The sequence below is a fragment of the Vibrio alginolyticus NBRC 15630 = ATCC 17749 genome (assembly GCF_000354175.2).
GTDB classification, from domain to species: Bacteria; Pseudomonadota; Gammaproteobacteria; order Enterobacterales; family Vibrionaceae; genus Vibrio; species Vibrio alginolyticus.
The window spans coordinates 1,022,435-1,037,459 of sequence record NC_022349.1 but is presented as its reverse complement, the minus strand read 5'-3'; the positions used below and the strand labels follow the sequence as shown (position 1 = coordinate 1,037,459).

At 38.9% G+C, this 15,025-nt stretch carries 10 protein-coding genes; 5 read left to right on the top strand and 5 right to left on the bottom strand.

The window, feature by feature from the left end; genetic code table 11:
- The first annotated feature begins 122 nt into the window (after positions 1-122).
- The 4 genes from N646_RS04615 (at position 123) to queD (ending at position 8,011) form a co-directional block, all read left to right on the top strand.
- On the top strand, positions 123-1,325 hold the full coding sequence (locus N646_RS04615) for an EAL domain-containing response regulator (protein WP_017820452.1): 1,203 nt from the start codon (positions 123-125) through the stop codon (positions 1,323-1,325).
- Positions 1,325-6,112, top strand: coding sequence for a PAS domain S-box protein (locus tag N646_RS04610; protein WP_017820451.1), 4,788 nt, complete (start codon positions 1,325-1,327; stop codon positions 6,110-6,112). The genes N646_RS04615 and N646_RS04610 overlap by 1 nt, the downstream gene beginning before the upstream one ends.
- Positions 6,113-6,132: 20 nt before the next feature.
- Positions 6,133-7,050, top strand: a complete 918-nt coding sequence (locus N646_RS23275; RefSeq protein ID WP_017820450.1) for a hypothetical protein — start codon at positions 6,133-6,135, stop codon at positions 7,048-7,050.
- A gap of 625 nt (positions 7,051-7,675) precedes the next feature.
- Positions 7,676-8,011: a 6-carboxytetrahydropterin synthase QueD gene (gene queD / locus N646_RS04600; protein WP_021033965.1), complete on the top strand. Its 336-nt coding sequence runs from the start codon at positions 7,676-7,678 to the stop codon at positions 8,009-8,011.
- Positions 8,012-8,100: 89 nt separating this feature from the next.
- Here the strand turns inward: queD and N646_RS04595 are convergent, their stop codons facing one another.
- From N646_RS04595 to N646_RS04575, 5 genes are all read right to left on the bottom strand, one after another.
- Positions 8,101-8,568 carry a GNAT family N-acetyltransferase gene (locus N646_RS04595; RefSeq protein ID WP_017820448.1) on the bottom strand — a complete coding sequence of 156 codons (468 nt, stop codon included), beginning with the start codon at positions 8,566-8,568 and terminating at the stop codon, positions 8,101-8,103.
- A 94-nt stretch (positions 8,569-8,662) separates the two neighbouring features.
- Positions 8,663-10,378 carry a cyclic di-GMP phosphodiesterase TpdA gene (gene tpdA / locus N646_RS04590; protein WP_017820447.1) on the bottom strand — a complete coding sequence of 572 codons (1,716 nt, stop codon included), beginning with the start codon at positions 10,376-10,378 and terminating at the stop codon, positions 8,663-8,665.
- A 211-nt stretch (positions 10,379-10,589) separates the two neighbouring features.
- The gene (locus tag N646_RS04585) at positions 10,590-11,951 is read right to left on the bottom strand and encodes an L-serine ammonia-lyase (protein WP_005376899.1); all 1,362 of its coding nucleotides are present in this window, start codon (positions 11,949-11,951) and stop codon (positions 10,590-10,592) included.
- A 97-nt stretch (positions 11,952-12,048) separates the two neighbouring features.
- A complete protein-coding gene (locus N646_RS04580) occupies positions 12,049-13,302 on the bottom strand; it encodes an aromatic amino acid transport family protein (protein WP_005388284.1) in 1,254 nt (417 codons plus the stop codon).
- Positions 13,303-13,647: 345 nt separating this feature from the next.
- The gene (locus N646_RS04575; RefSeq protein ID WP_005376901.1) at positions 13,648-14,247 is read right to left on the bottom strand and encodes a CoA pyrophosphatase; all 600 of its coding nucleotides are present in this window, start codon (positions 14,245-14,247) and stop codon (positions 13,648-13,650) included.
- Positions 14,248-14,478: 231 nt separating this feature from the next.
- Here N646_RS04575 and N646_RS04570 point away from each other — a divergent pair, with 231 nt between their 5' ends.
- Positions 14,479-15,018, top strand: coding sequence for a heme NO-binding domain-containing protein (locus N646_RS04570; RefSeq protein WP_005388282.1), 540 nt, complete (start codon positions 14,479-14,481; stop codon positions 15,016-15,018).
- The last annotated feature ends 7 nt before the right edge of the window (positions 15,019-15,025 follow it).

The following is a 15,025-nucleotide window of genomic DNA, read 5'->3' as shown; positions in this document are numbered from 1 at the left end:
AGAGCAGCACATGTAATCACGCGTAATTTTGGCATAAACCGTTGCTCGCATCTACACTGAAAATTGATAGAAGTGAAGTACTTGTAGTTAGTGGCTCACATCTTTCTGAAGGGGAGGATAGCGTGAAAACTTCAGAATATAAGATACTCGTAGTTGACGATCAGCCAGTGGTCAGGAAAACATTAACGATCTGTTTGAATAACTTAGGTATAAAGAAAGTTTTAGAAGCTGAAAATGGCAAGAAAGCAAAGGAGCTTGTGGCGTTTGACGAATTCGACGTAATTTTTTGTGACTTGAATATGCCAGTAGAGGATGGCTTCGAGGTCCTGATGTTTTTAGGTACTATGAAGTTTCCAGGTGCTGTCATAATCATTAGTAGTGAAGAACAAGAAATCTTAGCATCTACATCTAACTTAGCGCGCTTTTATGACTTGAACATTATAGGGTGTGTAGAAAAACCTATAACGTTTAAAGTGGTTCAAAATATCATAGAGGGAATTGAAGCGTTACCCACTCTTAAACGTACAGAAACACAACTTTTCGAACTGCCTGAAGATGAACTAGTTAAATACCTAGAAGCACAGAAAATTGAAGCTTACTTTCAACCTCAAGTAGATCTGGCGTCAAGAAAGATGAAAGGTGTAGAAATTTTAGCACGAATTAGTGATGACCAAGGTTCATTGATCCCACCGGATAGTTTTATTCCCACAGCAGAAAGGTCTCCTTCTATCATACTTGATCTTACGAAGAATGTTATTGATAAGGCCTTGAAAGAAATATCAGAAAACTATGACTCTTTTTGTGATCTAACATATGCGTTTAATATATCAGGGAAAGTTTTAGAAAATAATGACTTTCCCAATTGGCTCTGTAGAACGGTTGATAAGTATGGTATTCCACATGAAAACATTATTTGTGAGTTAACTGAAACAGCAATAAGCTCCAGCCCGACTATTGTCGATACTCAAATGCTCAGGTTGAGAATTATGAAATTTAAGTTATCTATCGATGACTTTGGTACTGGGTACTCATCAATAGCTAAGTTACATACGATCCCATTTAATGAAATAAAAATAGATAAAGAGTTTGTTTTTAACTGTCTCACTAACATTAAGTCTGCTGCGATTGTTGAGCAAAGTATAGCAATGGGAAAAGCGCTAGGAATGTCAGTTGTTGCAGAAGGTATTGAAAGCATTGAGGTGGAGGAGTTTCTAATTAGTAAGGGTTGTGAAATAGGACAGGGATATTTTTATTACAGACCAACTAAGTCTAGTGAAATAATAAATGTAATTAATGAATTTAACTTTAATAGTGAGAGTCGTTAATGAAGTTTTCTATTAAGTTACCTTTATTATTTTTTATATTAAGTTTGGTTATGCTAAGTGCGGTTACATTTGTTTCTTGGAAAGGTAAAGATATTCTTCAGGATACCACTTTAACAAATATAGAAAGGGAAGCCACTTTATTAATTAGACTAATAGAGAGAAATTTATTTGAACGATATCACGATGTACAGGCTTTTAAACTTTCTTTAGGTCAATTTGAAGTGAATTATTTAGACAAAAACGCTCTCAGTCCTAAAGTTATAGATAACCTAAATGATTTTGTAAGAAATTATAAGGTGTATAGACGAGTAATAATATTTGATTCTAATGGAAATGTTTTAGCTAGCAACTCTGAAAATCCTTTTGGAAAGGAACTCATAGATCTTGATATAAGCCCTAGTAAAATACGTGATAGCATCTGGTTTCAAGAGGCTATGAATGGTCTTACGCTTGAGCCAGAGCAACCAGAAAGCAGTTATGTAACGGGTCCGAATCGATATTTGATTGATAATGACTCTAACTCTTTCGATATGCTTTTTGCATCAGTTATTCGCAACGCTAATGGTCAAAGTATAGGACTTTGGGTAAATGTCGTCGATTTTAGCGCGGTCGAAAAGATAGTTGAGGAAACATATGAGCTACTTTCAAGCCGAGGGCTGCAAAGTGCAGAGCTAACCATCCTTGATGATCAAGGAAGAATTATCGTGGACTATGATCCTGTTGGACAGAGTAAGTCAAGATATACACGAGATTTTAGTGTCTTAAGTCGTTTGAATCTAGCAAATAATGGTGTCGAGGGAGCAAGACTGGCGGTCGCAGGGCTCAGTGGGTCTAATATTTCAAGACATTTTCGAAAACAAGTGCAACAAGTTACAGGTTACGCACATACCAGTGGTGCTTATGATTACCCTGGTCTGGGTTGGTCTGCAATGATTCGTGTTGGTGTTGATGAAGCATTTTACGAGTCTGACTCCCTTTTTAAAAATACATTGCTTCTTTCAATACTAATTTTGGGTTTGATTTTACTAGTATCATTCTATTTGGGCAAACAGATTGCTCGTCCGCTAAGTGCCTTAGCGCTGAGTATTAAGCGATTAGCAAGTGGAGAGAAGAATATAGAGCTTCCTGCTATTTACGGTAAAAATGAACTAGCGGTTATGGTAGCAGAGCTTAATAATTTAAAAGAAATTGTTATCGAAAGAGAAAGGCTGACGAAAGAAACGGATGAACAAAAGTTTTTGTTAGATATTCAGAGTAAAGCAATAGACTCTACAGCATCAGGAATAATTGTTACTGATATTAATCGGGAAGATTATCCAATTATTTTTGCAAATAGAGCTTTTGAAATTCTTACAGGTTATTCTAAAGAGGAAGTTCTTGGTAGAAACTGTCGATTTTTACAAGGTGACGATAAAGAACAAGATGGTTTGGAGGCGATACGTGAGGCTCTAAAAAACAACTCATCTATATCTGTTATTTTGCGGAACTACCGTAAAGATGGAACATTATTCTACAATAATTTAAGAATTGACCCAGTTTTTGATGATGAAAATAAAATCACACATTTCATTGGTATCATTACTGATATAACAGAGATAAAAAGACGTGAAGAAGAGACAAAGATTAAGCTGGAAAGAGAAATACAAACTAGAACAAAAGAAGCTAGAGAGTCTGAGACTCGATTAAGAACGGTATTTGATACCGCTTTAGATGGCACCGTTGTTATCGACAAAAATGGAATTGTATTAGATATTAATCGATCAACTGAACTTATATTTGGACGTGTTAGAGAAGAACTAATCGGAGAGAATGTTTCTATACTTATGCCATCGAGTTATGCTCATGAACATGATGAATATATTCGTAAGTTTTTGTTTACTGGTGATAAGAAGTTAATTGGAACTCCAAGAAAAGTTAAAGGTTTGCATAAGTCAGGACGTGTTTTTCCAATAGAGATATCTGTAGGAGAAACTAAGGTTGATGACTCTCAAGTGTTTGTTGGGATTATAAAAGATATAACTAGTCAAGAGGATACAAAGCAACGAGAATTAATGCTTCAAAACGAACTACGTGAACGAGAAGTTATCTACAGAGCCGCTTTTAGCCAAGCCGCTGTAGGAATTTGTCGTGTTAGTTTAGAGGGAAGTTTCATCGAAGTTAACGATAAAATGTGTGACATATTTGGCTACAGTGAAAAGCAATTACTTTGTATGTCAGTAGAAGAGGTTACTCATCTCGACGACCTCAACAAAAGTCGAGCAATGATGTCTTTATTAATTGAAGGTAAAAAGCGTAGTTTTTCAATAGACAAGCGATATCTTAGTAAAGAAAAAGGAATATTTTGGGCTACGGTTTCTGTATCGGCTGTTTTAGACGATGATAATCAACCTAAATATTTTATATCAGTAATAGAAGATATATCTAATCGGAAGAAAATTGAGAAAGAGCTTCGATCGGCGAAAAGATCTAGAGATGAGTTATTAAGGGGTATGCGCCTAGCTTCAGATGCAGGAGGAATTAGCAATTGGGTGCTGAACACGGAATCAGGAGTTTTTAAGTGGGACGATAAGATGTATGAGCTTTATGGCGTCCAAAAAGGCACTAAGCTTTCAGTAAAAGATTGGGAAGGAGCAATACATCCAGACGATTACGAACAAGCAACAAATGCCTTTACTAAATCTCTAGAAACCAAGGAAGTATTCAACGCTGAGTTTAGAATAATTAATCAAGATACAGATCAAATTCGGTGGATAAAAGCGGCTGGAGATGTTGTCTTCGACAAAGAATCTGGTGATGAGATGGTTTTTGGAGTTAACGTGGATATCACTGATGAGAAGGATGCTCAAGCTGCTTTAGAGCGTGAAACCTTATCGGCAAAACAGGCTAATGCTGCGAAGTCTCGTTTTCTCGCTACCATGAGTCATGAAATACGTACGCCTATGAATGGTGTAATCGGTATGGTTGATTTACTTAAAGAAACAAATCTGAGTACAGACCAGCACAGTATGGTTCGTACAATACGTGATTCATCGTTTTCTTTGCTAGAGATAATAAACGACATATTAGACTTTTCAAAAATAGAGTCAGGAAAAATCGAGCTTGACCTTACCACTGTAAATATTCTTAGTTTAATTGAAAAAACCCTAGATGCCTTATGGGTTAATGCTCATCAGAAAGGTATCGGTTTGTATCTTTATTTCGAAAATACAATTCCTCAAGAACTACTGCTAGACACCGTTAGAATTCGTCAAGTCCTTCTAAATTTGTTAGGTAACGCTATCAAATTTACAAGTAGCGAAGAGAAAAAAGGAGTTATCAAATTATGTGTAAGTTATCAAAACAATAGTTTAAGAATTTCAGTTGACGATAACGGAGTAGGAATGAGCCCAGAGCAAGTGTCTCGACTCTTTACTCCTTTCGTTCAAGCGGACAGCTCAACTACACGAAAATTTGGAGGTACAGGTTTAGGGCTTAGTATTAGCAGATCCTTTGTTGAGCTTATGGGAGGACAAATAGAAGTTTCAAGCAAGCTTGGTTACGGAAGCTGTTTTTCATTCTCCATTCCCGCAGAGCCTAATGAATCCTCGCCAGCACTCTACAGTTATGAACTATCGAGTTTTAAAGTTGTATTAAAAATCGATGATGAAAACTTATCTCATATTGTCAGAAAAATGCTTTTGGACCTCAAAGTGGCAGATATTTTTGATGAGATTGAAAAATTAACGAATCAGAGTGAGTCGAGCATTATTTATATTGGTGACCAAGCAAACCAATTAGATGAAAATAGTAAATTCCGTGTTTTAGAAGTCATAGATAATCCAACAGCAATTAAAGGTTATATTAAACCTAATAAGTATGTGATTGGTACACATCCTTTCAAACCCAGTGATTTTATTGCGGCCCTTGCGGTGTTATCTGGAAAAGAAAGCCCTGACTTTGATTGGTCTGAGTGCCTTTATGGTAAAGATAATTGTCAGTTTGATTCGAATGATAAGGATAAAAGTGGCATCACTATACTTTGTGCTGAAGATCAACCGACTAACCAGTTAGTTCTATCTCAACAGCTGGACCATCTTGGTTTCAGTTATGATATGGCTTCTGATGGAAAAGAAGCTTTTGAACGATGGTCAGAGGGAGATTATGACTTAGTATTAACAGATTGTCATATGCCAAGGATGGATGGATTTGAGTTGACATCAGAAATAAGGCGAGTAGAGGAAATGAGGGGCGAGGGGAGAACACTAATTATCGCCCTTACCGCTAATGCAATGTTAGGTGAGGCTGAGCATTGTTTAGAAGCCGGTATGGATGACTACATAACTAAACCTGTGGAGTTAAAAACGTTGAATAAAGTGCTGTCGTTACGCTTAAGGGGAAAAACATTAAGAAACAAGAGTGATACAAAGTTGATTGAAACATCGCATATGAATTCAATTGAGAAGGCTAATTTCTCTAAATTGATCGATTATGATCATCTATCTGCCGTTATCGGGTCTGACAATGTGGAGATGCAGAAAGCAGTGCTCTCAATGTTTTGGGATAATATTGTTCGAGACATAGAGAAGCTAGAAGCTGCCATTAAAGAGGCTAACCTTGAACTAGTGAGAAACCTTGCTCATGGAGCTAAGGGCGCGGCTACATCAAGTGGGGTATTGTCATTAGGGTTTTTATTCAAAAGGTTAGAAGAAAACTACGTCAATGCTAGGAAAGTTGACTCTCTTATGAGAGAGATAAAGCAGCTCATTAAACAGGTTGAGAGCCAGTTAATGCAAGAGAATATAATTTAGCGTTCCTTTAGGAGATATGGATGTTTAACTCAAATACGATAGATCAAGCTCCTTTCGACTCCTTCGAAGAAGCTAGTCGCTTTACACTGAAGTATCTTCATAAAAAGTATGGATTTGGCGCCTGGATGTTAACAAGAAAAAATGAAGAAGATTGGATCATTTTGCAGGTAGAAAGCGACAAGTACAATATTAAGGAGCTATCGACGTTGGTTTGGAGCGATTCGATTTGTAGCCGAATGGTACAAGGTAACGGGCCTAGGTGGGCTCCTTCTGTGCAAGCTATTGAAAATTACAAATGTGCACCTATAAACCAACAGCTAAGTATTTGCTCTTATGTTGGAATCCCTATCTGTTACCCTGATGGGGAGTTGTTTGGAACATTGTGTGCTATAGATACTGCAGTTCATAAATCTATTCCATCTGATGGGCAAGCCACGGTAGAGCTTATTTCAAAGCTTTTGTCTAACATGCTGTGTATGGAAATAGAGAGAAATACCGCGGCGAGTAGACAAATGTATCACCTCCCAAGTCAGTTTAAGGACGCTGAGACTGGTTTTTTTAATAGATTAGGTTGGTCTATATTTTTAGAAAAAGAGCAGAGCGATGTCAGAACCGTTGGTGTTCCATTATATATAATTGCTATTGATGCACTGGGTATATTGGATGAGAGTGGAGATTCTTATAAGAGTAATTTATACAATTTATGTGAAATTTTAAAAAATTTTCAAAGAGGTGATAATTATATAGCCAGACTAAATGATAGCATCTTTACTATATTGGTTCATGATATAAACACTATGGATTTTAATAATCTATACCATGATTTGTACAAAAACATATCTAATTTAGAGCTTCAGGTTAAAATCGGATGTAAGAAACATTTATATAATAAAAACTTAGACGATACAGTTATTGAAGCTATAAAATACGCTCAATAAGAATAGAGATGTTATAATTTTTATTAATTAATATCTCGACAGCATGTTTCATATAATTTTCTTTTTAATTTATATTTTTTCGATAGCTTCTGGTTTGTCGGCGTTCTTTACGAACTAGGACTAATTTATTAACACTAATCAACTCGCGTGATCGACTGGGTGTATTTGTTAGCCGTTGGTAACCTACGATAATTTTAAGCTGAAGTTGTCTGATTGCATATAGAAAAACTCGTATGGGTACTTTTGAATACAATGAGACGTTCTAAAGTGTTCAATGTAAGCACGATGCCAATAGCCAGTTATCGTCCTTGAGTATGACTGGTGATATGAAGAAAGAATAACTAGTATCTACTAAATGGGTTGCATTGAGAGTTCTTTTTGTCATGAACTTACTTTTAGAAAGCTTGCACGTTGGTTCTGTGCTAAGGATAATAACCGTGTCGTTATTTATCGCTCTCTGCTCCATCATTAGGATTTTTTGTACATCGAGGAGTATGAGAAATACAGCGTGTATGTGAGTGTTTCTATCGAGACGTATTAATACTCAAATCGCGGTGTGAAAAGTCATTTAAAACAGAGGTTTACTAAGTTGTCATCTTATACATCTGAAATATACAAAGAGTTTATGTTCGAAGCAGCACACCATTTGCCACACGTACCAGAAGGTCACAAGTGTGGTCGTTTGCACGGACACTCTTTCCTTGTTCGTCTTTATGTAGAAGGTGAAGTTGATCCACATACAGGTTGGGTAGTGGATTTTGCAGAGATCAAAGCTGCATTTAAACCAATTTACAATCGCTTAGACCATTACTACCTAAACGACATTGAAGGGTTAGAGAACCCGACTAGCGAAGTGTTAGCAAAATGGATTTGGCAGCAGCTTAAGCCAAGCTTACCACTGCTAAGTAAAGTCGAAATCAAAGAAACGTGCACAGCGGGTTGTATTTACAAAGGCGAATAAGTCACTTTCTATTGAGCATTAAACAAAGGCAAGCGAGAAGCTTGCCTTTGTTGTGTCTGAATGGCCCAATTTTGATTATGCTTCACCAGCTAGCTTAATGGGTGTCGTAGAATCCATTCTTTTTCATTATCACCCAATGTTGTTTCCTCTGTATTAATGAATCCGCACGCATCAAGAAAACTGATAGCGTATTGCTGACTTTGTGGGACAGTGGCGCAAAGAGAGGTGCTTTTAGGGTTAATGGTATATGCATAAAGGAACAGTTTACGCAATGCCTCACTCCCAACCCCTTGACGTTGGAAACGTTGATCAATCATCAAGTACTTAAGCTCCAGTTCGTATCGTTTAGCAAACGGCGCATGTTGGGAGAAACCTTTATCGATAACAAGGTAGCCTACTAATAGATCATCAGAATAAATCGTAAAGAACGCCTCTGACTTACTACGTTTTTGATAAGCCATTTCAAACGGTGTAAAAAATCCTTTTTGCTCTTCTTGCACATCCAATTGCATCAAACTTGAAAAATCTTTCAGTTTGGTGGGTTTAATCGCAATCATCGCTCAATCACAAATTGGCGGCATACCGTTATGCCACCACGAGTTTTTATAGAGTATTAAATCTATTTTAAGTAACTAACCGAGTGAAGAAAAGCTAGCAATGAAGAGGGTAATAATAACCTTGGTGAATATAGGCGCCCAATGTTGTGAGTAAGTGAGCACTGTCTGCCGTTTCTACGCCTTCAACAATGACCGTGCAGCGATACGTATTGCCCATAGCAATTAACTGACGCAAGGTTTCTATCTTTTTATCATCAGATTTTAGGCCAATAACAAATTCTCGGTCGATTTTGAGGTAGTCAGGATTCAGCTTGCTGATAAGCGCCACATTATTATTGCCGGTGCCAAAGTCATCAATACTGATTTTACAATCCAGTGCTTTTAGTTTCGCGACATTGCCATAAATCTCAGAGGTATAATACATCGATGCATTTTCTGTGATTTCGATTGTCAGCAAACGGCAATCCCGATTAGATAGCTCTCTATATAGGATTGAAAAGTTACGCCCTCGCAGCAAAGAAGGACAAACGTTAATGCTGATAGGGATGGGCAACGCTTTTTGTTTGGTGTAGATGGAATCAATCACCAGTAAGGTATGAGTTAGCAGCAATCCATTGCGGATCAGTGTTTCAATAAACCGTTGCGTATTTTTTACCTTAAACCGGGAGAGGGCTTCGTAGTGCACAATCTTTTGTGCCGAAGTGTTATAAATCGGCTCCAGTTTTATTTTGAATTGTCGAATTGCGCACAAGTAAGCCATAAAGGCTTGTAGGGAGCGGTGACGCAGTATAATGAGAAAAAGTAAGCTCAGTAGAATGATACTTTGAAACGGTCCAGAGATGTAATACACCTCTTTATAGCCACTATTCTTTACGTGATAATTGAAGAAGCGTTCATTGGTGTTACCAATCTCTAACGACGTTCCGGTATTCGTTGATAGCTTCATACCGGAAAGAAAAAAACGTGAAATATGATTTTCAACATTGTCGGATAAGTTAATGTTTTTAACACGAACCAAAACGGTTGCGTTATTTAAGTCAAATGATTGGGTCGTGTAATTGTTATTGTTACTCCACTCTTCAAAGGCTTTTTTGCTGACAGGGACAACGGTTTCTGGAGTGACTAAGCATCGAATATTGAAACGATCTAGCATCATGCTCGATTCCACCAACTTCACATTATCAAATAGTGACTTCAGTTCGCTTTCATTAGCAAAGCAACTCCTACGGGAAAGGTTCTCTGCAATTTCGAAGGCGTTATCCAGATAATTATGTTTAACGATGCTGTTTATCGCGTAGTAACAGATAGCAAAGAAAATGATCGCAGTGATCAACACAACCCACATTGCTTCTGAATAGATCTTTTTATTACGCAGGCAAATACGAAGCGCTTTGCGAAGACTATTGGTTGTGTATTGATTGATCTTCTGTTGATGTTCGATGCCATTCTGATGGTTGTTTTGCATAGTAAAAGGGATGAAGTATCCGGTCCGGTGAATGTTTTCGATAATGTTTTTGTTAGTGGTTAAATGTTCTTCCGTGAGCTTGCGAAATTTCTTTCTTAGAGCGGCCACCGCGTTTTTAAAGCCATTTTCAGGCAGTGTCATTTTGTATTGTTGAGTGATTTTGCTTTCTATTAACCGCTGACTAATCGGCGTATTTAAACTGCCGTATGTGGCGATAGTTGACAGAATGGCGTACTCATTTGGGTTGACAGGAATGGAGTGGTGGAGTGACTGATTGAGCTCTAGAGATATTTCGTTTTCGGACAAGCAAACGCAGATTTGGTTTCCAATTTCAAACCTAATCATGTGTTGATGTGCTCCAAGTTTAATTTTTGGCTACGTTATCAATAAAGCTAGGGAAGAGATGTGATTTTTTACTGAGATATCCATAATATTTGGATATATTCAACGTTTTAGGTTTTTTTTACTTGTCCTGATAACGCATTCTCCTGGGTTTTTGGGGTATAAAAAAACCCGAGCATAAACTCGGGTTTTGATTGGTATTCAGAAAGGCGTGTTAGCAAATCACTTTGATTGCTAGACCACCTTGAGATGTTTCGCGGTATTTCGCGTTCATGTCTTTACCTGTTTCTAGCATGGTTTCGATAACCTTATCTAGAGAAACAGTTGGAGCTGAAGAGCGACGTAGTGCCATACGAGTAGAGTTGATTGCTTTTACTGCCGCAATACCGTTACGCTCGATACATGGAACCTGAACCTGACCTGCAACTGGGTCACACGTTAGACCTAAGTTGTGCTCCATTGCGATTTCTGCTGCCATACATACTTGCTCTGGGCTACCACCCATAAGCTCAGCAAGGCCTGCTGCTGCCATAGAACATGCCACGCCAACTTCACCCTGACAGCCAACCTCTGCACCAGAGATCGACGCGTTACGCTTGTAAAGACCACCGATTGCGCCAGAAGCTGCAAAGTAACGGATGTAATCTTTTTCAGTCACAGTTTGGATGAACTTATCGTAGTAAGCCAGTACCGCAGGGATGATGCCACACGCACCGTTAGTTGGTGCTGTAACAACGCGGCCACCTGCTGCGTTCTCTTCGTTTACTGCGAAAGCAAACATGTTTACCCAATCAACAACAGACATTGGGTCGTTTGTTGTCTTTTCTGAAGTAAGTAGCTGCTGGCGAAGTGCTGCTGCACGGCGAGGCACACGCAGTGGACCAGGCAAAATACCTTCTTCATTCATACCGCGATCCATACACTCGCGCATTGTGCGCCAGATGTTTGCGAAATAAGTACGAGTTTCTTCATCTGAATGAAGCGCATGCTCATTCTTCATGGTTAGTGCGCTGATGGACAATCCACTTTCGTGGCATTGGTTAACCAGTTCCTCTGCCGTTGTAAACGGGTAAGGTACTTTTACTGGGTTTTCAGCTTCTTTACCGAAATTTTCTTCATCAACGATGAAACCACCGCCGATAGAGTAGTAAGTTTTTGAGTACGCCTTTTCGTCATCAATCCAAGCGTGGATCTGCATGCCGTTTTCGTGTAGCTCTAGGTTTGTTTTGTGGAAGTTCATTCCACCTTCACGTGGGAACGATACTGTGTGACAGTGCATGCCAACAGGAAGGCGTTCAGTTTCTTCTACACGAGCGATAAAGCCCGGGATAGAATCGATATCAACTTTCTCAGGAGTGTTGCCTGCAAGACCCATGATGATAGCAATATCTGTGTGGTGACCTTTCCCTGTCAGTGATAGTGATCCATAAACGTCAACGGTGATTTTAGTGATGTCGCGCAGTTTTCCCATTGCACGAAGATCATCAATAAACTCTTTACCCGCTTTCATTGGGCCTACAGTGTGTGAGCTTGAAGGTCCAACACCGATTTTATAGATATCAAAAACACTAATCATATCGATTACCTCAGAAGAAAGCCTCCCAAGGGGAGTTGGGAGGCTTAATTTTATCGTTATATTTTTGGATTAATCATACTGCACTGGGCAGAGATGATTAAAGAGCGCCGTAGATTACAGAACTAATTGCAGCAAGACCACAGATTGCTGTGAAAATTTGCACAGGTGCTGAAGTTTTGTACTTAGCCATCGCAGGAACTTTTTGCATTGCGAAGATTGGCATCAAGAATAGGATTGCCGCAATCATCGGTGCACCCATTGTTTCAATCATACCTAGGATGCTTGGGTTAACGATAGCAACGATCCAAGTTGTGATTACAATGAAGATTAGAGACATCTTCTCGATCTTACTTACTGGTGATTTTGAACGAGATTTCACTAGACCAACTAGACCTTCGTGCGCACCCAAGAAGTGGCCAAAGTAGCTAGAGGTGATCGCTGCGAAAGCAACCAATGGACCCATGTAAGAGATCAGTGGAGATTCATGCACGTTTGCTAGGTAAGAAAGAACAGAGATGTTTTGCTCTTGCGCTGTTGCTAGTTGCTCTGGAGACAGAGAAAGTACAACAGAGAAAACGAAGAACATAACAAAGCCCATCAGCATCATTGCTGCGCCACCAGTGATAGCGTCAGTTTTCTTAACTGCGTCATCACCATATACACGACGTTGCTCTTTAGAGAACTGAGAAATGATTGGGCTGTGGTTGAAAGAGAACACAATAACAGGGATTGCTAGCCAAACGATAGCTGGCATTGCACCCCAGTCAGGTGACACTTCCATCATTGAAGTGTTCCAACCAGGAATTAGGTATACAGACAGTGCTAGTAGGATGAACACGAGAGGGTAAACCATTGCTGAAGTTGCTTTCAGCATAAGCTCTTTACCGAATACTACGCCTGCTGTCATTGCAGCAATAAGTGCACCAGAAAGTAGCCAGCGAGGAATAGATTCCATGCCCATTTGGTTAACTAGGAAAGAGTCAACTGTGTTTGTGATACCAACACCGTAGATAAGTACGATTGGGTAGATAGCGAAGAAGTAAGCGAACGTAATAAGGTTTGCGCCAGTCTTACCAAAGTGCTCTTCTACTGTGTCGGTGATGTCCGCTTCAGGGTTTTTCGCAGAAAGAACGAAACGAGCTAAAGATTTGTGTGCGAACCAAGTCATTGGTGCTGCGATTAGGGCTAGGATTACTAATGGCCAGAAGCCACCTGCACCTGCTTTAATAGGAAGGAACAGTACACCTGCACCTACTGCCGTACCAAAAAGGGACAGACACCAGGTAAAGTCTTTGTAAGAAAACTTACTAGACGATTGTGCGGTAGAAACCGCAGAAGTAGTTGTATTCATTTTTTAGTTACTCATTTTGGGAACAGGAAATAAGTCGGGAGTAATTTTGCAAGATTTTACACTAGGAAAATTAGATCTAAATCATTTATTGCTTACGCTTATTGAATGATATGTCAAAAACCTGCTTTTTATCACGAAAATGATGTGCTACTCGTGATTTCTGCTAATGAGTAAAATTAGAAAAACTTATCAATAGGGCTGTTTGTATAAATTTATTTCACCGCAAGCGTTTGCGGTGAAAATGGAAAATTAATCTAATGTGAATGAATGTTTATGAAGCAACGTTTTATTAATATTGATGCGCATAATGATCGCGCCTATAAAAGCACCGATATCAACAACTGTTTAATGTGAAATAATATGTTTTTGCATTGATTCGATAATTTGTGCCGTCATGCCCCAGATGAAATGCTGTCTATATGGGATAGCAAATACACGATGACTGCTTCTTTTTAGGTCAAATTTGGTGCTATACAATTTTTTGGGGTTCAGAATATGGTTGGCAGGAACCTCAAAAACTGACTCTACTTCATTTGGGTCAATATGCGTTTTATATTCCGGAGAAACAAAAGCCAAAAAAGGCGTCACATTAAACTGACTAATCGTTGGTAGTGTAGGCAGTTGACCAAACACATGAATATGCTCATCTTCTATCCCAACTTCTTCTTTGGTTTCCCTTAAAGCGGTATTCACGAGCTGAATATCTTCCTGCTCATATTTGCCACCGGGAAAGCTGATTTGTCCCGGATGATGGCGTAAGTGGGCTGCGCGCTTAGTCAGAATGACTTGTAACCCGTCATCGCGTTCCACAAAACCGATTAAGACTGCCGCATCTCTCAGGGACTTTTCTTTCATCCATTTCAGTCGTGCAAGGGACTCTTTGTGGTAGCCCGTTGGAAGCCGAAATTGAAAGTTCTGTAGTAAATGAGTTTTGTCGATAACCAAACTGAGTCCTTATTTATCGTGCCTAACCATTATTTATTATACTCAAAGACGACAAAGCGTATGTCGTTATCGTTACTGGTTACCAAATAAAACATTCGCATTAAAGCACTCGCCAGCACTTTCCCTCTTTGTGTTGTGTGTCTCACTCTGCTTGAACATATTAATTTGAAACTTATAAGGTTATACACCATTCTTTATTTTAGGACGTCACTATAGGGCAAGTATTGGCCAATGAAAGGGATTATTTTCACCGAGTTCATGGAGTTAGTAGAAGAGAAATTCGGTCTTGATGTGTTAGACCAAGTTCTCGACCTTTCTAACGATGAAGGTGTTTACACCGCTGTTGGTAGTTACGATCACAAAGATTTGGTTAAGTTGATCGTGAATCTCAGTAAAGTATCTGGTGTTCCCCCCGAGCAACTGCAAGAAGTGTTTGGAGAGTGCGTTTTTTTGAATTTACTTCGCTCCATTCCTAGTCACGCTAGTTTGCAACAGTGTGAAACGACGTTTCAATTTGTTCGCCATGTTGAAGACTTTATTCATGTCGAAGTTAAGAAGCTCTATCCTGATGCTAACCCTCCGCAATTTGATTTCATTAGTGAAAACCAATCCCAATTGGTATTTGACTACCACAGCGCAAGATGTATGTCTCACGTATGCTTAGGGTTGATAAAAGGTTGTGCTGCACATTTTGGTGAGGTAGTTCATATCAAACATCAAAATCAGTCAGAAGATGGTAGCAAAGTACGTTTTTGGTTAGAGGCTCAATAAGAACGAT